Source organism: uncultured Dubosiella sp. (assembly GCF_964018005.1).
GTDB classification, from domain to species: Bacteria; Bacillota_I; Bacilli_A; order Erysipelotrichales; family Erysipelotrichaceae; genus Dubosiella; species Dubosiella muris.
Genome location: NZ_CAXHOA010000004.1, coordinates 1 through 19,431, shown reverse-complemented (window position 1 = coordinate 19,431; position 19,431 = coordinate 1). Strand labels below are relative to the sequence as shown.

The 19,431-nt window shown below is 51.3% G+C and carries 19 protein-coding genes, 10 tRNA genes and 1 other annotated feature; of the genes, 20 read left to right on the top strand and 9 right to left on the bottom strand.

Going from position 1 to position 19,431, the window contains the following annotated elements; translation table 11 throughout:
- The first annotated feature begins 79 nt into the window (after positions 1-79).
- Entirely contained in the window at positions 80-865 is a 786-nt protein-coding gene (locus tag ABNS49_RS03805) for an HAD family hydrolase (protein ID WP_135979657.1), read from the top strand.
- On the opposite strand, the gene ABNS49_RS03800 is transcribed toward ABNS49_RS03805, so the two are convergent.
- Genes ABNS49_RS03800 through ABNS49_RS03780 form a run of 5 tightly spaced genes read right to left on the bottom strand, consistent with a single transcriptional unit; the run spans position 845 to position 3,512 of the window.
- Positions 845-1,444 carry an ABC-2 transporter permease gene (locus ABNS49_RS03800; RefSeq protein WP_135979656.1) on the bottom strand — a complete coding sequence of 200 codons (600 nt, stop codon included), beginning with the start codon at positions 1,442-1,444 and terminating at the stop codon, positions 845-847. The two genes, ABNS49_RS03805 and ABNS49_RS03800, sit on opposite strands and share 21 nt — an antisense overlap.
- Positions 1,445-1,461: 17 nt before the next feature.
- Positions 1,462-1,683: a hypothetical protein gene (locus tag ABNS49_RS03795; protein ID WP_135979655.1), complete on the bottom strand. Its 222-nt coding sequence runs from the start codon at positions 1,681-1,683 to the stop codon at positions 1,462-1,464.
- Positions 1,683-2,303, bottom strand: a complete 621-nt coding sequence (locus ABNS49_RS03790; RefSeq protein WP_135979654.1) for an ABC-2 transporter permease — start codon at positions 2,301-2,303, stop codon at positions 1,683-1,685. Before ABNS49_RS03790 ends, ABNS49_RS03795 begins: the two co-directional genes overlap by 1 nt.
- A complete protein-coding gene (locus ABNS49_RS03785) occupies positions 2,300-3,139 on the bottom strand; it encodes an ABC transporter ATP-binding protein (protein ID WP_135979653.1) in 840 nt (279 codons plus the stop codon). The genes ABNS49_RS03790 and ABNS49_RS03785 overlap by 4 nt, the downstream gene beginning before the upstream one ends.
- On the bottom strand, positions 3,123-3,512 hold the full coding sequence (locus ABNS49_RS03780; protein ID WP_135979652.1) for a GntR family transcriptional regulator: 390 nt from the start codon (positions 3,510-3,512) through the stop codon (positions 3,123-3,125). Before ABNS49_RS03780 ends, ABNS49_RS03785 begins: the two co-directional genes overlap by 17 nt.
- Positions 3,513-3,630: 118 nt before the next feature.
- Between ABNS49_RS03780 and ABNS49_RS03775 the strand changes: the two genes are divergently transcribed.
- Positions 3,631-4,737, top strand: coding sequence for an aldo/keto reductase (locus tag ABNS49_RS03775; RefSeq protein ID WP_135979651.1), 1,107 nt, complete (start codon positions 3,631-3,633; stop codon positions 4,735-4,737).
- Positions 4,738-4,771: 34 nt separating this feature from the next.
- On the opposite strand, the gene ABNS49_RS03770 is transcribed toward ABNS49_RS03775, so the two are convergent.
- Positions 4,772-5,209 carry a DUF1622 domain-containing protein gene (locus tag ABNS49_RS03770; protein WP_135979650.1) on the bottom strand — a complete coding sequence of 146 codons (438 nt, stop codon included), beginning with the start codon at positions 5,207-5,209 and terminating at the stop codon, positions 4,772-4,774.
- A gap of 21 nt (positions 5,210-5,230) precedes the next feature.
- Positions 5,231-6,553, bottom strand: a complete 1,323-nt coding sequence (gene mnmE, locus ABNS49_RS03765; protein ID WP_135979649.1) for a tRNA uridine-5-carboxymethylaminomethyl(34) synthesis GTPase MnmE — start codon at positions 6,551-6,553, stop codon at positions 5,231-5,233.
- A 156-nt stretch (positions 6,554-6,709) separates the two neighbouring features.
- Here mnmE and ABNS49_RS03760 point away from each other — a divergent pair, with 156 nt between their 5' ends.
- The 5 genes from ABNS49_RS03760 to ABNS49_RS03740 all read left to right on the top strand — a co-directional run bounded on the left by ABNS49_RS03760 (position 6,710) and on the right by ABNS49_RS03740 (position 12,773).
- A complete protein-coding gene (locus tag ABNS49_RS03760) occupies positions 6,710-7,306 on the top strand; it encodes an L-threonylcarbamoyladenylate synthase (protein WP_135979648.1) in 597 nt (198 codons plus the stop codon).
- A 62-nt stretch (positions 7,307-7,368) separates the two neighbouring features.
- Positions 7,369-8,202, top strand: a complete 834-nt coding sequence (locus tag ABNS49_RS03755; RefSeq protein WP_288343486.1) for a DegV family protein — start codon at positions 7,369-7,371, stop codon at positions 8,200-8,202.
- A gap of 114 nt (positions 8,203-8,316) precedes the next feature.
- Positions 8,317-9,150 (top strand): DegV family protein, encoded by an 834-nt coding sequence (locus ABNS49_RS03750; RefSeq protein ID WP_168353537.1) that lies wholly within the window; start codon positions 8,317-8,319, stop codon positions 9,148-9,150.
- 36 nt (positions 9,151-9,186) lie between these two features.
- Positions 9,187-9,388 (top strand) — a binding site (T-box leader).
- A gap of 30 nt (positions 9,389-9,418) precedes the next feature.
- Positions 9,419-10,924, top strand: coding sequence for a lysine--tRNA ligase (lysS, locus tag ABNS49_RS03745; RefSeq protein ID WP_135979645.1), 1,506 nt, complete (start codon positions 9,419-9,421; stop codon positions 10,922-10,924).
- A gap of 148 nt (positions 10,925-11,072) precedes the next feature.
- Positions 11,073-12,773 carry an alpha-glucosidase gene (locus tag ABNS49_RS03740; protein WP_277820765.1) on the top strand — a complete coding sequence of 567 codons (1,701 nt, stop codon included), beginning with the start codon at positions 11,073-11,075 and terminating at the stop codon, positions 12,771-12,773.
- Positions 12,774-13,012: 239 nt separating this feature from the next.
- Here ABNS49_RS03740 and ABNS49_RS03735 read toward each other — a convergent pair whose 3' ends face one another.
- Complete coding sequence (locus ABNS49_RS03735; protein ID WP_135981386.1) at positions 13,013-14,596, bottom strand: IS1182 family transposase; 1,584 nt, start codon at positions 14,594-14,596, stop codon at positions 13,013-13,015.
- A gap of 278 nt (positions 14,597-14,874) precedes the next feature.
- Between ABNS49_RS03735 and ABNS49_RS03730 the strand changes: the two genes are divergently transcribed.
- From ABNS49_RS03730 to ABNS49_RS03705, 6 genes are all read left to right on the top strand, one after another.
- Positions 14,875-14,950: transfer RNA gene (locus ABNS49_RS03730), tRNA-Val, on the top strand.
- Positions 14,951-14,955: 5 nt separating this feature from the next.
- Positions 14,956-15,031: transfer RNA gene (locus ABNS49_RS03725), tRNA-Thr, on the top strand.
- A gap of 3 nt (positions 15,032-15,034) precedes the next feature.
- Positions 15,035-15,110: transfer RNA gene (locus ABNS49_RS03720), tRNA-Lys, on the top strand.
- Between the two features lie 9 nt (positions 15,111-15,119).
- Positions 15,120-15,193: transfer RNA gene (locus ABNS49_RS03715), tRNA-Gly, on the top strand.
- 128 nt (positions 15,194-15,321) lie between these two features.
- Complete coding sequence (locus tag ABNS49_RS03710; protein ID WP_135979644.1) at positions 15,322-16,419, top strand: trypsin-like peptidase domain-containing protein; 1,098 nt, start codon at positions 15,322-15,324, stop codon at positions 16,417-16,419.
- Positions 16,420-16,734: 315 nt separating this feature from the next.
- Positions 16,735-17,001, top strand: coding sequence for a hypothetical protein (locus ABNS49_RS03705; RefSeq protein ID WP_135979643.1), 267 nt, complete (start codon positions 16,735-16,737; stop codon positions 16,999-17,001).
- A 49-nt stretch (positions 17,002-17,050) separates the two neighbouring features.
- Here the strand turns inward: ABNS49_RS03705 and ABNS49_RS03700 are convergent, their stop codons facing one another.
- Positions 17,051-18,016 carry a rod shape-determining protein gene (locus tag ABNS49_RS03700; RefSeq protein WP_168353536.1) on the bottom strand — a complete coding sequence of 322 codons (966 nt, stop codon included), beginning with the start codon at positions 18,014-18,016 and terminating at the stop codon, positions 17,051-17,053.
- Positions 18,017-18,099: 83 nt separating this feature from the next.
- Between ABNS49_RS03700 and ABNS49_RS03695 the strand changes: the two genes are divergently transcribed.
- The 7 genes from ABNS49_RS03695 to ABNS49_RS03665 all read left to right on the top strand — a co-directional run bounded on the left by ABNS49_RS03695 (position 18,100) and on the right by ABNS49_RS03665 (position 19,216).
- Positions 18,100-18,531, top strand: a complete 432-nt coding sequence (locus ABNS49_RS03695; RefSeq protein ID WP_135979641.1) for a hypothetical protein — start codon at positions 18,100-18,102, stop codon at positions 18,529-18,531.
- Positions 18,532-18,560: 29 nt separating this feature from the next.
- Positions 18,561-18,636: transfer RNA gene (locus ABNS49_RS03690), tRNA-Val, on the top strand.
- 12 nt (positions 18,637-18,648) lie between these two features.
- Positions 18,649-18,732 (top strand) — tRNA-Tyr (locus ABNS49_RS03685).
- An 8-nt stretch (positions 18,733-18,740) separates the two neighbouring features.
- Positions 18,741-18,816, top strand: a tRNA-Gln gene (locus ABNS49_RS03680).
- A gap of 7 nt (positions 18,817-18,823) precedes the next feature.
- Positions 18,824-18,897: transfer RNA gene (locus ABNS49_RS03675), tRNA-Gly, on the top strand.
- 160 nt (positions 18,898-19,057) lie between these two features.
- Positions 19,058-19,133, top strand: a tRNA-Lys gene (locus ABNS49_RS03670).
- A 9-nt stretch (positions 19,134-19,142) separates the two neighbouring features.
- A tRNA-Gly gene (locus tag ABNS49_RS03665) sits at positions 19,143-19,216 on the top strand.
- Positions 19,217-19,431 lie beyond the last annotated feature (215 nt).

Here is a 19,431-nt window from a genome sequence, read left to right as displayed (position 1 = left end):
CGCCTCCAGTGGAAGTGTAGCATTTTGGCAGGCGGGGAAAAAGCGTCGTGATTAAAAACGCGTAAGGAAAGGAGGCCCTATGGCGACAGTCGTAACGGATCTGGACGGCACATTGCTCGTCCATGGAAAACTGGATGAACACTCGATCGCCGTCTTCAAGGCGCTGCAGACGAAGCATCGTCTCGTGCTCGCCACCGGCCGGGATCTAGAAAGCGTCAAGCCGTTTGTGCAAGCGCTCGAAATGGAACGGTTTCAAAATGGCGCCGTCATCCTGCTGAATGGCGGAGAGCTCATCGACTTTCAGGACGGGGAGCATGTAAAAGAGCCAGCCATGACGAAAGACCAGGCCAAAGACGTGCTCAAACGGCTCGCTCATCACGCGTGGCAGCTGTATGTCGTCGCCAACGGCGCGCACGAACGAACGCCTTCGCCGCTCGAACCCCTCATGCGGTGCATTCCGCTTCGCAAAGTGCGAAATGTGCTGCGTCATCCCCGCATGCAGACGCTGCCCGAAACGATCGACAAGATCGCGGTGCTTGGCTACTGGGGAACGGGACGCCGCGTCGCCGCCATGGAACGCGCCACCCATACCCGCTACATTCGAATCGGCCGGTTTTGGGACGAGATCGTGCCCGAAGCGTGGGACAAGAAGAACATGGTCGCGCGCTATTTAAAAAAACACGGCGAATCCGCAAAGGATTTGTTCGTGTTCGGGGACGGGGAAAACGATGTCCGGATGCTTGGGCTGACGGCGCATTCGTTCGCGCCGCGAAACGCGCTGCCCGCCGCGAAAAAAGCCGCCCGGCATTTATTTGAGCCGGGCGACGTGGCCAAAATCGTCGAATCAAAGATCCTTCGTTTGTAAGATGTGAATCGAAAGGGCGTACGAGCCCGCAATCAAGCCAAGCGAGACGAGCACGAGCAGCGCGACGATCCCGGGCGAAAAAACAAACGGAACGACGGGATTGGCCGGCTGGATCAGCTTGAGCCCGAACACGCAGGCGAGCCCCAATATGAAGACGGCTTTGTCGGCGCCGCTGGAGGACCACCGAAACAAGACGGGAATGAGAACGCTTGTCAGCAACGCGGAAAGCGCAAAGACTTCCGCGAACACGATTTGGCTTTGGGCGGCGTCCAAATGCCAAATTAGACACGATCCAAGTCCGGCCAGCATGCCAAACCCGTTGGCTCCAAATAGGGCGAGGATGTATTTTTCGCGTACGTACTGCTTGCGGGAAACCGGAAAGACGAACAAGGCGGGCCAGCCGTTGTCCAGCTGGTCGGTCGTGATCGTGCTCGTCGTCCAGCCGGTCACGATCGCCGCCAGCATCAGGGAAAACCACGGCAGGATGGAAAAGAAGCCGGTGATCGTCAGCAGGGCGAGAATGAGCGGGATGTGGAGGAGGTTTAAAATAGAAAAGTCTTTCGCAAACAGTCCTTTCATACATTTTCTTTCCTTTCTTATTGAAATGCCTTCTTGATTTTTTCAATACCACCGGGATCGTCGATCCAGTTTTCCACATACCCGCATTGTCCGCATACGTAGCGGATCGCCGGGATCTTCTCGATCAATGTCCAGCGCGACGTGTAAATATTGTTGCCGCTCGCGTAGCGGCGCGGATCGTTCGGCACGCGAATCATCGGGGCCGCGCCGCATTTCGGACAAACGCGGAACGGGTTCATTACAGCTCCTTGCGTTCCATGATTTTGACCGAGATCAAAAAGGAAACGCTCAATATCAGCGCCATGGCCACGCAGGCGATCCATGGCACGAGCGGATTTTGAAGCCAGGCGCTTTGCGACAGGGACACGGCGGAATCGGAAAGCGTGACGATTAAAAACGTGGTCGCCATGATGATGGCGATGTTGACGACGCGTCCTTTTTCGATGCCGAATTTCAAATAGCAGGGAAGCGCGAAGCCGCCCATGCACACGACAAGAAGTAGCAGGACAAGCGCGATAAACACCAGGGCGCCTGCTTTCAGCGCGCCCAGGGCGACGGCGATCAAAGCGATGGCGAACGGAACGAGCGCGCCCAGACCGAGGATAAGCAGATATTTTTCACACACGTACTGCTTGCGGGTGATGGGAAGAGTGAACAGCGCCTTGTAGCCGTTGTCGAACTCGTCGTAGCTGATCGTGCTCAGCGCGTCGGTTACGAGCATGAACGCCAGGTAGGGGATCATGAACTCCACCGAGCCACCCGGCATGAACACCATCGCCACAACGATGGCGCCTGTCAAATACAGAAAGATGCGGTTTTGCATCGCGATATAAAAATCTTTGATCAATAAGCCTTTCATATAGTTTCTCCCTGGACAACCATCGTGAACACGTCGTCCATCGAGGCGGGCTCGACGACGATTTGCGGAAAGTTGTCGATATAATATTGTTTCTGGTTGGTCAGCACCGCCCAGCCATATGGCGTTTTCGTCTTGCGCAAAGCGTAGGCGTCATCCAGCGCCTGGCCGTCCTTGATTTTCAGGATGGCGTACTGGTCGAGGGCGTCCATCGTTTCGTGCAGGACGATCTTGCCCTCGTGCAAAATGTAAAACTCGTCGCACAAATGTTCCAGATCCGAGGAAATGTGCGAGCTGATGACGATGGAGCGGCCCGGTTTTTCCATGAAGACGCGTAGCATGTCGAGCAGCTCCTCGCGCACGATGACGTCCAGGCCGCTTGTCGGCTCATCCAAGATGAGCAGATTCGCGTCGTGCGTCAAGGCGCAAATCAGCTTGAATTTCGCCTTCTCGCCGGTCGAGAAGCTTTTGATTTTCGATTGTTTCGGCAGGTGGAAGCGGTCCACGAGCTCGTCGAACATCGCCGCGTCGAAGCGGGTGTAGGATGCCTTTAAAATCTGGCGGACGTCCTTGATCGGCAAATACGCGTTGACGATCGAGTCGGGAAACACGACGCCGATGTTCTCCTTGTCACGCGGGCTGAGCGAATCGACCGGCACACCATCGATGGAAATCGAGCCTTCGTCGATGTGGATCAAACCGAGCACGCTTTTGAAAAACGTCGTTTTGCCCGCGCCGTTGGTGCCCAGGATCGCGGTGATGGTGTCGTCCTTGATTTCCAGGTCGAGATCGAGCTCGAACTCCGGATACTTCTTTTTGATTTTATTTGCTTTTATCATATTTTTCCTCCATCAGCAAATGAAACATCGTCACGAGATCGGTTTTGGAAAAGCCGAGGCGTTGCGCTTTCGAGATCCACTCCTCCAGTTCGTCTTCCAGCACTTTTTGCTGTTCCTCCAACACGACGTTGAGAGAAATCGCGGCCACGTAGCTGCCTTTGCCGTGCACGGTGTGAATAAACCCTTCGTCGTCCAATACGTCGTACGCTTTTTTTACCGTCAGCGCGGAAATTTTATAATCTTTCGCCAGCGCCCGCACCGAGGGGAGCGGGTCGTTCTCCTTGAGATCGCCGGATTTGATCAGCTGTTTGATCTGGTCGGCGATTTGTTCGTAAATCGGGGTCATGGACGATGTATTGATTAATAATTGCATGGTTTCACCTTATAAACACTATATAACAGTGATAAACACATGTCAACAGTGGAGTCGCTTCAACTCGAAATAAGCGGAAGGATACGATATAATGAAACCATGAACAAGGAGGAAGATTATGAAAAAACTAGGGTTTGGATGCATGCGGTTTCCGCTGCTGGATGAAAACGACGTGAAATCCATCGACAAGCCGCAAGTCGAGGCGATGTTCGACCGGTTTCTGGAACAAGGCTTCACGTATGTCGACACCGCGTATCCATATCACGAAGGGGAAAGTGAACGCGTCGTGAAGGCGGCGCTCGTGGACCGGTATCCGCGCGAGGCGTACAAGCTGGCCACCAAGCTGCCCACGTTTCTTTTGAAGGAAAAGGAAGACTGCGCCCGGTATTTTAACGAGCAGCTGGAAAAAACAGGCGCCGGTTATTTTGACTACTACTTGATTCACTGCCTGACGACCGACTTGTATGAAACGGCGAAAAAATGCGACGCGTTCGCGTTTGCCGCCGCGATGAAAGCAGAAGGAAAAGTCAAAGAGTTCGGCTTCTCGTTCCACGACACGCCCGAAAAACTCGACGAGATTTTGACGGCGCATCCGGAAGTCGATTTCGTTCAGCTGCAAATCAATTATCTGGATTGGGAGGCGCTCAACGTGCAGTCGCGCGGCTGCTACGAAGTGGCTCGAAAACACAAAAAGGAAATCGTCGTCATGGAGCCGGTCAAAGGCGGCAGTCTGATCCGGGTACCGGACGAGGTGGCGGCGACATTCAAAGAAGCCGATCCGAACCGGTCCATCGCGTCGTGGGCGATTCGTTTCGCCGCGTCGCTCGATGGCGTGCGGATGGTGCTTTCGGGCATGTCGAACACGGAACAAATGGAAGACAACTTGTCGTACATGGACGCGTTTGAACCACTGAGCGAGGCGGAAATGGACATGGTGCTGCGCGCCGGAGAACAAATTCGAAAAACGATCGCCATTCCTTGCACCGCGTGCGAATACTGCGTGGCGGGCTGTCCGATGCACATTTGCATTCCGGACTATTTCAAGTTGTACAACGAGCGCAAACAAACGCTTTCCGCCGGAAAGTCCAAAGCGTATGACGAATTGCACGCCACGCACGGCAAGGCGAGCGCGTGCGTCGCGTGTGGGCAGTGCGAAAGCATATGTCCGCAACATTTGCCGATTATTGAAAACCTGCGGCTGGTGGCGGAAACGTTCGAAGGATGATGGAAAAGAAAAAAAGCGAGTCGGCTCGCTTTTTTTAATGGTTGTTTGTTTCGTTTTCGACTTCGATTTTGGCTTCAATCGTTTCCGGGTGCAGTTTTTCATGCACGCGTTCCGAAAGGGATTTTACCTTTCGGGTGTGTCCGTTTTTCGATTCCTGTTCCTGCTCGATTCCGCTCAGCTCCCAGTGAATTAGCCACGTCATGGCGGCTTTGATGACGATGAGCATCGCGATTTGTAAAATCTCGTCCATGTTGCGGACGGTGACGGTGCGTAAAATCTCGCTGCCAAGCTTGAACGTCAGTCCGATGGACTGCCCGTGCAGCAAATAAATGCGCGCGTTGGGATCCTTTTTCAAAAGCTTGTAAAACGCGAAAAATGTCGTGTATACGATAATGCCGATCGAGAGCAGTTCCATGAAGTCGATGGAAAGCCCCGCGATGACCGCGACGAGATGGGTAATCAATTCATGCATGATGTGCAGAGGTCCTTTCTTTTATTTTCCAAGGCAAAATTTTGAAAACAGCGTGTCGATTAAATCGTCGCGCGAAACGTCGCCAAGAATTTCTTTCAGATGGTCGTGGGCGGCCATAATGTCGATCTCGATCAGATCCGGCTCGATTTCCATTTCCATCGCCTGCTTCGCTTTTATCATATCCGCGCGCGCGGATTTGAGCAAACCAATTTGCCTTTCGTTGGAAAGAAGCGGTTCCTCGTTTAAAATGTTTTGCTCGTACAGCTCGTTCAACGCGTGCAGCAGCGGTTCGATATCCTGGTTTTTCGCGCTGACGCGCAAACCTTCGCCCGGTTTCGAGATATCGGCCTTGTTCCAGACGACAAGGCGGAGCCGGCCGCTTGTTTGCTCGAGCAGCTGTTTGTCCTCATCGGTCAGCGGCGCGCTGGCGTCCAAAACGACGAGAATCAAATCGGCTTCGTCAAGCTTTTGCTTCGATTTTTGGATGCCGATTTTTTCGATTTCGTCATCGGCTTGCCGCAGCCCGGCCGTGTCGATCAAATTGAGCTGGACGCCCCCGACATGGATGCGCCCCTCGACGATGTCCCGCGTCGTGCCCGGAATGCTGGTGACAATGGCTTTGTCTTCTTCCAGCAGCGCGTTCAGCAAAGAGCTTTTGCCGACGTTGGGCCGGCCGACAAGGACGGTGTCGATGCCGCGCTTGACGATTTGCCCGTTTTGCGCCCGTTCCAGGATGCGGTCGATTTTTTTGAGCCACGCTTCGGTTTTGGGCAGCAGGTTTTCGAACGTCAGCGTTTCCACGTCGTCGTATTCGGGATAGTCGATGTTCACTTCGATGTTGGCGATAATGTCCATGATGTCATCAATCAAAGGCTCGATTAGCCGGCGCACGCTGCCCCGTATGCCTTGAAGCGCCATATCCGCGCTCGTGTCGCTCGCGGCCTCGATCATGTCTTCCACCGCTTCGGCTTGCGACAGGTCGATGCGGCCGTGATAAAACGCGCGCATCGTGAACTCGCCGGGCTTGGCGAGCCGGGCCCCGTTGGCAAGAGCCAGCGTCAAGATCTTGCGGGTGATGAACACGCCGCCATGGCAGTTGATTTCGACGACATCCTCGCGCGTGTACGTTTTGGGCGCGCGGAAGACGGAAACGAGCGCCTCGTCGACAGGCTTGTTTTGGTCGTGCACAAACCCATACGTAATCGTATGCGACGGCTTGCGCGTCAAGTCGACGGAAAATATTTTATTCGCGATCGCGATGGCTTGGTCACCACTCAGGCGGACGATGGAAATCGCCCCTTCCTGAAGCGGTGTCGAGATCGCGGCAATCGTATCAGAAAACATAGGAGAACTCCTTTCACTTGTCCATTGTAGCATGATTTCGCTATACTGAAAGTATTTAGCGGGACAACCCGCGAAAAGAGGAACGAAGGGATACCGTTGGAAGGAGAGAGAGGAGCTTCCTCGCGCAAGCAGGCGGGTATCCGCTCCTGGATTGAGATGAAAACTTATGCGTGGACGGACACGGACGCCATCGTCCAAAGACTCGACGAGGGGGGCATCGTCGCGTTCCCAACCGATACGGTGTATGGGGTCGGCGTGCCGTACGGAAACCTGGACGATTTGGAGCGTCTGAAGCAGGCGAAACGACGCCCGGAAGAAAAGCCGATTCCGATGATGATTTCCGACTTGCGGCAAATCGAGCAAGTCGCGTACGTGAGCCCGAAAACCCGCCGGCTGATCGACGCCTTCATGCCCGGCGCCCTTACGATCGTCGTACGGCGCAAAGACAGCGTCGATCCGGCATATACGAATGGAAAAGACACGATCGCGCTGCGGATGCCCGACCTGGAACCGCTTTTGGCGGTGATCCGTCAAATCGGCCGTCCGCTCATGGTGACGTCCGCCAACATGTCAGGCGAGCCCACCGCCCTGACGTACGAGGACGCTCTTTCCCAGCTGGGCCACATTGACGCGATCGTCCAGGGAACGTGCCGCGACTTGCAGGCGAGCACGATCGTGGACTGCACGAACGACGCGTTCGTGATTTTGCGCGAAGGCGCGATTCCGGAAGAAAAAATCCGCGAAGTATTGTAACCCTCTTTTTTCGAGGTTTTCGCTATAATAGAGAAAATAGAGAAATGAAAGGAAAGGATACAATGTTTCAACTTATCACAGATTCCACAAGTGATTTGACAAAGGAGGAATGGACGCGCGATGGCGTCGAGGTCGTTCCTTTGAATGTTGAATTTGCCGGAAAGCATTTTCAGGACCGGCTGACGCTGACACCAGACGACTTTTACGGCTTGCTTGCCGAAAGCGAGGAACTTCCGAAAACCTCACAGCCGGCTCCGGGACAGTTTTTGGAGGCGTACGAGCGCTATCCGGATCAGGAAATCGTCGTGCTGCCGATGTCAAGAGAGCTGTCAGGCACGTACCAGTCCGCCTTGCTGGCGAAACAAATGAGCGGACGTGACGATATTTACGTCGTGGATACGTTGCAGACGGCGCAAGGATTGCGCTTTCTTGTGGATGAGGCCATTCGGCTGCGTGACGAAGGCAAAACCGCTCAGGAGGCGGCGCGCGCCATCGAGGATTTGAAAGAGCACATCCAGCTGATCGCCGTCGTCGACACGCTGGAGTATTTATACAAAGGCGGCCGGCTTTCCAAATCGGTCATGATGGCAGGCAATTTTTTGCACATCCACCCCATCATTGGACTGGAAGACGGAAAAATCGTGATGTTTTCCAAGGCGCGCGGCAAAAAGTCGATTCTTCGTGAAGTGGAGAAACTGATCGACGCCCACGACATCGACCCGGAACGCGCCTACTTTGGCTATTCGGGCGCGAAAGGTAGCGTCGACCTGGTTTCGTTTCGCGATCCGCTCGCGAACAAGTATGGCTTCGCCACGCATACGACTTCGCAAATCGGCTCCCTCATTGGCACGCATACGGGCCCGGGCCTGCGGTTGATTGTGTATCGGTTTCGTTAGAGAAGATCCATCCGGATCTTTTTTTTGTTTTGGAAGCGAGATGACGATGGGAAAAAAATGTTGACAAATCAACTAATCCAAGTACAATCAAGAAAAACGAAAGGGAGAAAAATCATGGTAAAAATCATTGTGGATTCCGGAAGCGACTTGACCTTGGAGCAAGCCGGACAACTTGGAGTCGAAATCGTACCATTGCATATTGAACACGAAGGAAAGACGGCGCTTGACCGGGTGGAAATGGATCCCGACACGCTGTACGAGAAGCTTGCCAACAGCGACCAGCTGCCGAAAACGTCGCAGCCTTCGCCAGCTGCTTTTATGACGATGTATGAAAAATTTCCAAACGACGAGCTGCTCGTTTTGCCCATCGCCAAAGAACTGTCCGGCACGTTTCAATCCGCGAACCTGGCGAAGTCGATGAGCGAGCGTGACAACATCTTTGTGGTGGACAGCCAGCAAGTGACTTTGCCGTTGATGGTGCTTATTTTGGAAGCGGTCGCGATGCGGGAAAAAGGCTGGAACGCCCGGCAAATCAAAGAGGCGCTTGAAGCGATGCGCGGCCAGGTGAAGGTAATCGCGGTCGTCGACACGCTCGATTACTTGCAGAAGGGCGGCCGGTTGTCCAAAGCGGCGGCCATCGCGGGCAACTTTTTGAAAATCAAGCCGTTGATTGGTGTCCAGGAAGGGCAAGTCGTCGTGCTCTCCAAAGCGCGAGGCAAGAAATCGGCGATTCAGGAAGTCCGGCGGCTGATGGCGCAAGACGAGGTCGACTTGAATACGGCGATCTTTGGCTATACGGGGCAGGAAGGCACGGAAGATTTGACGTCGTGGACGGAGGAAATTTTGGATGTTTATCCGTTTGCGAACGTGTATACCCAGCAAATCGGCGCGGCGATTGGCACGCATGTGGGTCCGGGCGCCAAAGCGATCGCTTATCGAACGAAGTAAATTGACAAATGGACCGACATTTTGTAGGATAACCTTGTTAAGGCGTTGAACGGGATAGGCACAAAGTCGGTATCTTTTAGAGAGCTTTCGGGTGGTGCAAGAAAGCAGAAAAAGGCTTTGGAAGAAAGACCCGGGAGCTGTCTGTATTCCTGCATTAAAGGATTCCCACAAGGGAACAAGGCCGTCCGGGCAACCGGAAGGCGAATCAGGGTGGTAACGCGAGCACTTCGTCCCTGGAGTGCTCTTTTTTATTGGAAAAGGAGATCATATGGCAGAAAAAAACAAAGCGGTTCAAAATAAGCTGTCGGAACAGGAAAAAGTCCGCCGGCAGAAGATGGAAGACCTGCGCGCGATGGGCGTGGATCCGTTTGGATCGGCGTTTAAACGGACGCATCGTTCAGGGGATATCATTCCGGTGTATCAGGAAAAAACCAAAGAAGAGCTGGAGGCGCTGCAAATCCCTGTCACCATCGCCGGCCGGATCATGACGAAGCGCCGGATGGGAAAAGCCGGTTTCATGCACATTCAGGATTTGGACGGGCAAATCCAGATTTATGTGCGAAAAGACACGATTGGCGACGACGCCTACGAGATTTTCAAGAAAAACGATTTGGGCGATATCGTCGGCATCGCGGGCACGCTCATGAAAACCGACCACGGTGATTTGGCGGTTCGGGCGAAAGAGTACACGCATCTTTCCAAAGCGCTGCGGCCGCTGCCGGAAAAATTCCACGGTTTGACCGATACGGAAGAACGGTTCCGCCGCCGGTATGTGGATTTGATCATGAATCCGGAAGCGAAGAAGATCGCCATCACCAGACCGCGCATCATCCGCGCCATTCAGGAATATTTGGATGGCCAGGGCTTGATGGAGGTGGAAACACCGGTTCTCCAGCCGATTTTAGGCGGAGCGGCCGCCAGACCGTTTGTGACCCATCACAACACGCTGGACATGCCGTTCTACTTGCGCATCGCGACCGAGCTGCCGTTGAAGCGACTCATTGTCGGCGGATTGGAAGGCGTGTACGAGATTGGCCGTCTGTTCCGCAACGAAGGCATGGACGCGACCCACAATCCGGAGTTTACGACGGTGGAAGCGTACGTGGCGTATTCGGATTTGCACGGCATGATGGACTTGATCGAAGGCTTGTTCCGGTTCGTATCGCAAAAAGTGCTCGGCACGACCGATGTGGAGTACCAGGGCACGATGTTGCATTTTGGCGAGCCGTTCAAGCGCGTCACGATGTGCGAGGCGATCCGGGAGAAAACAGGCATCGACTTTAAGCAGGAAATGAGCTTTGAAGAGGCTAAAGCTCTGGCGGCCGAGCATGGCATTGAATTGGAGAAAAAGCACAATTCCGTCGGCCATATCATTTCGCTTTTCTTCGAGAAGTATGTCGAGGAAACGATCGAGCAGCCGACATTCGTGTACGAGTATCCGATCGAGATCTCGCCACTGGCGAAAAAGAACGCCGAGGATCCGCGCTTTACGGATCGCTATGAGCTCTTTATTTGCGGTCACGAGTACGCGAACGCCTTCTCGGAACTAAACGATCCGATCGACCAGAGAGAACGGTTCGAAAAACAGCTCGAGCTGCGCGATCTGGGCGACGACGAAGCCAACGAAATGGATGTCGACTACGTTGAGGCGCTCGAATACGGCATGCCGCCAACGGGAGGTGTCGGCTTGGGAATCGACCGCCTGGTGATGCTTTTGACGGACCAGCGAACGATTCGCGAAGTCCTGCTGTTCCCGCACATGAAAAACAAATAGGAAAATCGAAGTCCGCGAACGCGGGCTTTTTTTTGCCTGTGGTGAAATCGTGTGATTTTTGGATTTGAAAGTGTGAGAAATCAAAAGGGAAAGTCGGTACAATAAAGCCATCAAACAACGAGAAAGAGAAGATGGAGGAAAAGAAAAGATGAAACCGATGGAAACCTGGTGGAAAGAAAGTGTGATTTATCAAATTTATCCACGGAGCTTTAACGATTCCAACGACGACGGGATCGGTGATTTGAATGGAATCCGGGAAAGGCTTGACTATTTGGCGGATTTAGGCGTCGATGTGCTTTGGCTTTCGCCTGTATACCAGTCGCCCAACGCGGACAACGGCTATGACATTTCCGACTACCAAGCGATCATGGATGAATTTGGGACGATGGAGGACTTTGATCTTTTGCTGAAAGAGGCCCATGAAAAAGGGTTGAAAATCGTGATGGATCTGGTTGTCAACCACACCTCGGACGAGCACGAATGGTTCGTTGAAAGCCGAAAATCCAAAGACAACCCGTATCGCGACTACTATATTTGGAAAGATGGAAAGGCGGATCAGGCGCCCAACAACTGGGGTTCGGCGTTTTCCGGCCCGGCGTGGAAATACGACGAGCAAACGGGACAATGGTATTTGCACATTTTCGCGGAAAAGCAGCCCGATTTGAACTGGGAAAACGAGCGGGTCCGCCAATCGGTTTATAAAATGATGACCTGGTGGCTGGATAAGGGAATCGACGGATTCCGCATGGATGTCATCAATCTCATTTCGAAAGACCAGGCGTTTCCGGATGGCGAAACCCATGGTGGAGCGTATGGCAATTCGATGGAGTTTTGCTGCAACGGGCCGCGCGTGCACGCGTACTTGAAAGAGATGAACAAGGAAGTGCTGTCCAAATACGATATCGTGACAGTTGGCGAAGCGCCCGGAGCGACGATCGAAGAGGCGCAGCGCTACGCGGGCAGTGAGGAAAACGAGCTGAATATGGTGTTCCAGTTCGAAATGATGGACATCGACCATGGAAAATATGGAAAGTGGTCACCGATGCCTTTTGATTTAAAAAAGATGAAAGCCAACTTCAAAAAGTGGCAGGAAGGACTCGACGGTCGGGGATGGAACTCGTTGTACTGGGACAACCACGACCAGCCGCGCATCGTTTCCCGCTGGGGCAGCGACAAGAAGGCGTGGCGCAAAAAGTCCGCGAAAATGCTGGCGCTCTGCTTGCATATGCATCAAGGCACGCCGTACATTTACCAGGGCGAGGAGCTGGGGATGACAAACGTCCGCTTTCCTTCGATCGACGCGTACCACGATATCGAGATTTTGAACGCCTATCGGGAACTCGTAAAGGAAACCGGCGCGATGCGCGAGGAAGAGTTTATGGAGGGCGTTTACAAATTGTCGCGCGACAATGCCAGAACGCCGATGCAGTGGAGCGACGAAGCGTATGCGGGATTTTCTTCGGTTGAGCCATGGATCGGCGTCAACCCGAATTATACCGAGATCAACGCGAAACAAGAAATCGCCGATCCAGATTCGGTGTTCCATTTTTATCAGCGTCTAATCGCTTTGCGGCACACGAACAAAGTCGTTCCGTATGGAACGTATCGTCAATACATGGAGGAGGACGATAACGTCTACGTGTTTACACGGGAATACGAGGGACAAAAGCTGCTTGTGGCGTGCAATTTCAGCGAGCAGCCGCAAACCGTCGAATGGCCGGACGCACTGCTGGAGGAAGGATACACGCCATGGATCGGCAACGATTCGCTTAAACCTTTTGAAAAAGCGGTGACGCTGACACCTTACGAGGGAATTGTGTGGATCAAAGAAGAGACAAAAAAAGCGTAGTGTATCTTATGCGATGTTTGTAAAATGATTTGATTTCTCTAGAACAATATGTTTAAATAGTAAAAGGGGCTGTAACGAATCAGTGATTTTTAGAAATCACTAGAGCGTTGCAGCTCTTTTTTTCTTTGCTTCTTTCGAAAATGACAGAATCTATGCCAAAAAGAAAAGCGCGCCTCATTTTTTGGCGCACTTAAAAAGAAATATCACTTTTTCTGCTTTTTTCGATTGATTTTATGGTTTCAGGCTTCGCACTGTTTCTTCTTTGGAAACTTGCTCCTGTGATATCGGCGCAGATTATGACCGATTGATACAAGTAGAAGCTCCAATTTGACGCCGGTTTCTCCTCGACGGCGGAATCGGTCGTATTGATAATCCTGCTTGATCTCTCCGAAGATCCCCTCCGCCTGGACACTTCGTTGCGTCATCAGCTCTTTTCCTTCGTCCTTAGCCAGGTTCGCTTTGACTTCTTCCTGATACTCGATCAGTTTTTCAGTGATTTTCAAAGTACGCCCTTTTTTGGCTTTCGTACATTTCGCTTTTAACGGACAATCCGGACAATGCGCATTTTGATAGTGTTTGGTCTTTCGTTCATATCGTCCTCTTTTATCCGTGGTTTCCTTGATGAATGTAAAGGTGTGGCCGGCTGGACAAAGGACTTCTCCTTGTTCATCCGGTTTCATCTGATAGCTTTTGAACCGGTTTTTATCTGTGACCTTTTCCTGCTCTTTTCGATATGTGTTGTACTTCATGAAAAGCTCGATATGGTGTTCTTTACAATACGAATAATTGTCGTAGCTTCCATAGCCGGCATCGGCCGGTGTTTTCGTTGGATAGTCGCCATAGGCTATATTGTATCCTTCCATGAACGGGATATAGGTGTTCAGGTCATTGGCGTCGCTAGACACATAGATATGGCGGATATAGCGGTTGCTGCTTCCCATCTGGACATTGTATCCGGGCTTGAACACATTGGTGTGATTGTAGTAATCGTATTTCATGTGCATGAACGTAGCGCCTGGATCCGTTTTGGAAAAACTGTTTCTTCCATCGGCCAGCCGATAGTAGATCGAGTATTTCAGAATCTTATCCGCGTCTTCTTCAAAGCCTTCCTTAAAACGCTGGAAAGGATGTTTTCTTTGTCCTTTGCCATGTTTTGACTCGATTTTCCTCTGATTCATGAGTCCCTTGATCGTGTCGACGATCTCGACAAGATATTCGAAAGAAAATTCCTTCAATACCGAAAGTTTGACGGGGACTGCTTCTTTCTGGCAGTATGCATTGAAAGCTTTGATGCGTTCCATAATCTTCACCCAGCGCTTTTGACGATACTTCTTCGTTGAGCGCATCCATACGAAAGTCATCTTGTTGGCGTTGGCCTCAAATTTGGTGCCGTCGATATAAAGGATGTCGGTATGGATGTCGTCATGGGCTTCAAAATAACGATTGAACTCGACAAAAAGATCTTCTAAAGACATCCGAAGATTGTTGGCGATGAAGCGTTGAAAAGCCATAAAAGAAGGGGTGAGGCCATCCATGATGAATTGAAAACGAATATCGAATTTACACAGATCCTCAAGATCGCGAAGAGAAGCGTAGCCTTTGAGGGTATAAGCTAGAAGGATACATTGGAGCAATTTCAAACCATCGTAACCGCAGTCATGACGGGAAGAGAAGTCGATATATTTAAACACGTTGACTCCCTCTACGACTTCCTTCACGGTTCTGGAGATATCATCCCGAGGGATGGAATCATCATAAACAAATGACAAAGGGAATTGAAAAGATGGCTGAAGTGCGTTACTATGGACTAGGTATTTTGGCACACATAAATAATACCAAAAAAGGCCGGGTTGATGATCATTTTGATATCAACTCGGTCCTTTTTTTATTTCGGGAGCCGGATATTTTTTTACTTACCCGTTACAGCCCCTTACAGCCAACGAAGATCCTTGTCCCATCAACGAGGGTCTTCAACTCTCCCGAAAGCTACCAGGTTTTATCCTCCTTTGGTAGCTTTTCTTTTGAGAGAAAAAAGTTTGAAATTTTTTTCGAAAATTCGTTGACATTTCCGAAAGTTCGGGATATTATAAATGAGCGTTACGGAGGTTTAGCTCAGTTGGGAGAGCGTCTGCCTTACAAGCAGAGGGTCAGCGGTTCGAGCCCGTTAACCTCCACCATTTATGCCGACTTAGCTCAATTGGTAGAGCAACTGACTTGTAATCAGTAGGTTGTGGGTTCAATTCCTATAGTCGGCACCATGTGACCCGTTAGCTCAGCTGGTAGAGCATTTGACTTTTAATCAAAGGGTCGGGCGTTCGAATCGCCCACGGGTCACCATTTTTATTTGCAGGTGTAGTTCAATGGTAGAACTTCAGCCTTCCAAGCTGACTACGTGAGTTCGATTCTCATCACCTGCTCCATTGTTCGTAAAGCAAAGCGTCTTAGGACGCTTTTTTTTTGTTTCTGGTTGTTCTTTTTATTTTTTTTTAAGTTCCGTTTAAGGATGCCGAGGTACGATGCCTCCAGAAAGACGGAAGGAGCGAATGAAATGAAACCAACCAAGAAACCACCAGTATATACGATGCATCGCGTACGAAAGGGGTGGCTCGCGGCAGGCGTGTGCGCGGGCATGGTGTGCGCAAGCTTGTCGGGGGCGGCGGGCGGCTACGCGTATGCGACGCTACACGGAAATCAAGACGAATCGACGGCCACGCCGGCGCAAAGCGTGATGGCTTCGCCGGAAACCGATTTGAGCGCGGTCGTGGAATCGTGCCGGCAAAGCGTTGTGGAAATCACAACCGAAACAAGAGAGGACAATCCGGTTTTTTCCGGCTACGCCATTGAGCAAGGAGCGGGAAGCGGCGTGATCGTAAGCGAGGATGGATACATCATCACAAATCATCACGTGATTTCCGGCGCGTCTTCCATTGCGGTCAAAACGACCACCGGGCAAACCTATGAAGCAAGCGTCGTGGGGAGCGACGAAGTCAGCGACGTGGCGGTGTTGAAAGTGGACGCGCAAGGACTGCCGGCCGCGCGAATCGGCACTTCCTCCAATCTTCAAGTCGGGCAGACGACGATCGCAATCGGCAATCCGCTCGGTTCGCTGGGCGGAACGGTAACGACTGGTATTTTGTCGGCGCTGGATCGGGAAATTGAAGTCGACGGGGAACCGATGACGCTGCTGCAAACGGATGCGGCCGTGAATCCGGGAAATTCCGGCGGCGGCTTGTTTGACGCGTCCGGCTCCTTGATTGGCATCGTGAACGCGAAGACGAGTTCGGAAGGCATCGAGGGGCTTGGATTCGCGATTCCGGTCGACGAGGCGATGGCGGTAGCGCAACAGCTGATGAACGATGGCGCCGTAACGAACCGGGCCGCGATGCATGTAAGTTTAGTCGACGATTCCCGACAGGGGGCGGCTGGCGTTTATATCGCGCAAATCGTGGAAAACGGGGCGGCGGATCAAGCGGGGCTGCGCGTCATGGACCGAATCGTTTCGATTGATAAAGAAGCGGTTGATTCGGCGGCGGATGTGAAGAAAATCGTTCGAAGCCACCAAGCGGGCGATACGCTGACGATGGAAATTGAGCGGGATGGTTCGCGGCAGACGGTGGAGCTTGTTCTTGGCTCGTCACAAAATTAAATCTGGGGTAGATTTTCGAAATATAAACATGTATACTTATATCTGCTTACAGTCATCCCAAATAATGTAAGCACGCCGGAGACATGGAACATGAGCTGTGTCTCGGGTATATTTTCCTTTCTGAGCGGACGATGTCCGCTCGTTTTTTTTAAATATCTTATTTTCCGGGAAGAATGGAAGAAAACGGGGGAAACGCTGGAAAACATTGCGATTTTTGAGCATTGTATGCATGATTTTGGATAGGGCTTACTATAATGAAAGTGGCTCAAGAAAAGCCTCAAAGGGACGGACAATGGAGAGAAACGGAGGCAAAACATGGAGAATAAAAAGACATGGATCACCGTGCTGATCGTGGTGATCATCGTGATTGCGCTAGTTGCGGCAATCTGGGCCGGCAACAAAGGCGAGACGACGGAAGAAGAGCAGATCCAGGAGGATCAAGTGACGGAAACGCAAACAAATCCGGAGCAGGAAGCCCCGAAAAACGACGCGCAAGTCAATGAGGAAGGCGACGCCGCCCAGCAGGCGGAAAACCAGGTGGATGCTGAAACCGAAATGGTGGAAGGCACGGAACAATCGTAAAAGAAAAATGCAGCGAGTGATCTTGCTGCATTTTCATTTCTTTTTCTTGTCAGTCCATCTGGTCTAAAACGATTTCAAGGCCGCTTGTGATGGTGTACAGCGGATGATCAGTCAAATAAACCGGACATCCAATCAATTCCTGCAGCTTTTTCGGCAGCCCAGTCAATGTCATGGAGCCGCCGGAACACACGATGCCGCGAAGCAGGATGTCTTTTTGGGTTTCGATGGGAACAGAGGCGAGAAAGCCGAGGATCCATTGCGCCAAATCGTTAACGAGCGGCGCGAGCAAAAAGGCGATCTCGTTTCCGCTTAGAGTCATTGTCGTTAAGGTGTGGGTTTGGGTGTTGGAGCCCTGGATCGTGACGTGAAGAGGATCGGTTTCCTGAATAACGGTTCCAAGCGTTCGCACGATGTCTTCCAGTGTCGCTTCGGTCACGGTTATATTATGGGACTTTTTCAGCCAGTTGCGAATGAGCTGTCCGATTTGAATGCCTGCGAAAGGCCCACGGCTGTACTGTTTGATATCGCCTTCCTGAAAGATGGCGATATCACAGTTGCTGTAGCCGATATTCATGACGCAGCTGGCTACGGGCAGCGAAAGATCGAGGCGGGAGCCAATGGCGGCAAACCAGATTTCGCGATCATAATACACTTTGCTGGCGCCCAAATCGAGCAGTGCGTTTTTGATTTGCTCGCAGCCTTCGTTGGAGAGGCTGGTCGGATACGAAAACAGCACGGTCGTTTTTGTGAAAAAACGAAAAATCTTAAACTGGTCGCACAGCTGTTCGAGAAGCAGCGTCAAAGCGGCGATATCGACTCGGGTATTGGAAATAGGGGAAACGACCCGGACGGAATTGGATTCCAGTCCTTTCATTTCAAACGCCTCGCGTCCAATGGCGAGAACGTGGTTGTGCTCGTCGAGCGCGATCATACAAGGCTCGTCGAAGATGATTCCATCGTTTAAAGAAATCAGGCGGATCGAGTTGGCGCCAAGATCAATTCCAATTTGGATCAAAAAGATCACTTCCTTTCTATAGACGGGCTAAAACGCGGTCTTGTTCAAAACCTATGATACAATAAAAAGGCGGAGGACAGAAAATGGAACCGATCAAACTGGATCCAATGGATCTAATCGTCACCCTTTCGGATTTGACAAGCCACAAATCATTTAAATATTTTACACTACTCGTCGGATTTAAGGAAGTGTTTGCCTGGTTGGATGTGCACGTGATCGTATATTCTTTGGAAGACGAGGCGCCGGCGTGGTATGCGAACGTGTTTGACTGCGAACGCTCTGAAAAGAAAATCGAAGCGCTGAAAGCGTTGAAAACGAAAGTGGTTTTTGGCGAACCAAGACAAATCGCGTATTCTTATTTGTTTTTGTATCAGGGAGAGCGGCGGCTGTTGTGGATGAAACGAATCAATTACGAAAACCTGGTTAAGGTGTGCAAAACTGTCATTCAAGCACGGAGTGAAGAAATTTCAAAAAAATTTGAAAAACTCGTTGACATACCGAAGAGCCTCTGGTAATATTTCCAATGTAATCACGAACAAGACATGGAGGTTTAGCTCAGTTGGGAGAGCGTCTGCCTTACAAGCAGAGGGTCAGCGGTTCGAGCCCGTTAACCTCCACCATTTGTTCATTGTGGAGGAATAGCGAAGTGGCTAAACGCGGCTGACTGTAACTCAGTTCCTTCGGGTTCGGCAGTTCGAATCTGTCTTCCTCCACCATTTTTTATTGGGGTATAGCCAAGCGGTAAGGCACAGGACTTTGACTCCTGCATTTCTCTGGTTCGAATCCAGATACCCCAGCCATTCTATTGCAGGTGTAGTTCAATGGTAGAACTTCAGCCTTCCAAGCTGACTACGTGAGTTCGATTCTCATCACCTGCTCCATTTATAAAGAACCGATCCTGTAAAGGATCTTTTTTTTCGTGAAAAAGTGTGGGAAAAGAATTGGGCTTTTTCGTTTGACAAAGCGTTTTTTGCGTGTTAATATTCACTACGCAGTCAACGGAACCGCCTTGGGCTGGACCTATGACGCGATTGATATTGTGACCCGTTAGCTCAGCTGGTAGAGCATTTGACTTTTAATCAAAGGGTCGGGCGTTCGAATCGCCCACGGGTCACCATTTTTATTTGCAGGTGTAGTTCAATGGTAGAACTTCAGCCTTCCAAGCTGACTACGTGAGTTCGATTCTCATCACCTGCTCCAGTTTGAATGCATAAGCGTCGATGGACGCTTTTTTTCCGCTCACAAAACTGTCATTAAAAAATATTTAAAAATATTTATAAAAATGATTGACAGCCAAGAAGCGCCATGATATATTATGTGAGCGCTGATGAGGCGCGGAAGTTCGATCTTTGAAAACCGGAGACACAAATTTGAAGAAAAGACACAACAAATAGAGAAGAGGTCTTGAAGCAAGT

Excerpts from the sequence above, each read along its gene's own strand:
- ABNS49_RS03775 (WP_135979651.1), top strand. The coding sequence starts at position 3,631 with ATGAAAAAACTAGGGTTTGGATGCATGCGGTTTCCGCTGCTGGATGAA.
- ABNS49_RS03710 (WP_135979644.1), top strand. The coding sequence starts at position 15,322 with ATGAAACCAACCAAGAAACCACCAGTATATACGATGCATCGCGTACGA.
- ABNS49_RS03805 (WP_135979657.1), top strand. The coding sequence starts at position 80 with ATGGCGACAGTCGTAACGGATCTGGACGGCACATTGCTCGTCCATGGA.
- ABNS49_RS03695 (WP_135979641.1), top strand. The coding sequence starts at position 18,100 with ATGGAACCGATCAAACTGGATCCAATGGATCTAATCGTCACCCTTTCG.
- ABNS49_RS03785 (WP_135979653.1), bottom strand. The coding sequence starts at position 3,139 with ATGATAAAAGCAAATAAAATCAAAAAGAAGTATCCGGAGTTCGAGCTC.
- mnmE (WP_135979649.1), bottom strand. The coding sequence starts at position 6,553 with ATGTTTTCTGATACGATTGCCGCGATCTCGACACCGCTTCAGGAAGGG.
- ABNS49_RS03755 (WP_288343486.1), top strand. The coding sequence starts at position 7,369 with ATGTTTCAACTTATCACAGATTCCACAAGTGATTTGACAAAGGAGGAA.
- ABNS49_RS03795 (WP_135979655.1), bottom strand. The coding sequence starts at position 1,683 with ATGAACCCGTTCCGCGTTTGTCCGAAATGCGGCGCGGCCCCGATGATT.
- ABNS49_RS03770 (WP_135979650.1), bottom strand. The coding sequence starts at position 5,209 with ATGCATGAATTGATTACCCATCTCGTCGCGGTCATCGCGGGGCTTTCC.
- ABNS49_RS03790 (WP_135979654.1), bottom strand. The coding sequence starts at position 2,303 with ATGAAAGGCTTATTGATCAAAGATTTTTATATCGCGATGCAAAACCGC.
- ABNS49_RS03750 (WP_168353537.1), top strand. The coding sequence starts at position 8,317 with ATGGTAAAAATCATTGTGGATTCCGGAAGCGACTTGACCTTGGAGCAA.
- lysS (WP_135979645.1), top strand. The coding sequence starts at position 9,419 with ATGGCAGAAAAAAACAAAGCGGTTCAAAATAAGCTGTCGGAACAGGAA.
- ABNS49_RS03760 (WP_135979648.1), top strand. The coding sequence starts at position 6,710 with ATGAAAACTTATGCGTGGACGGACACGGACGCCATCGTCCAAAGACTC.
- ABNS49_RS03740 (WP_277820765.1), top strand. The coding sequence starts at position 11,073 with ATGAAACCGATGGAAACCTGGTGGAAAGAAAGTGTGATTTATCAAATT.
- ABNS49_RS03705 (WP_135979643.1), top strand. The coding sequence starts at position 16,735 with ATGGAGAATAAAAAGACATGGATCACCGTGCTGATCGTGGTGATCATC.
- ABNS49_RS03780 (WP_135979652.1), bottom strand. The coding sequence starts at position 3,512 with ATGCAATTATTAATCAATACATCGTCCATGACCCCGATTTACGAACAA.
- ABNS49_RS03800 (WP_135979656.1), bottom strand. The coding sequence starts at position 1,444 with ATGAAAGGACTGTTTGCGAAAGACTTTTCTATTTTAAACCTCCTCCAC.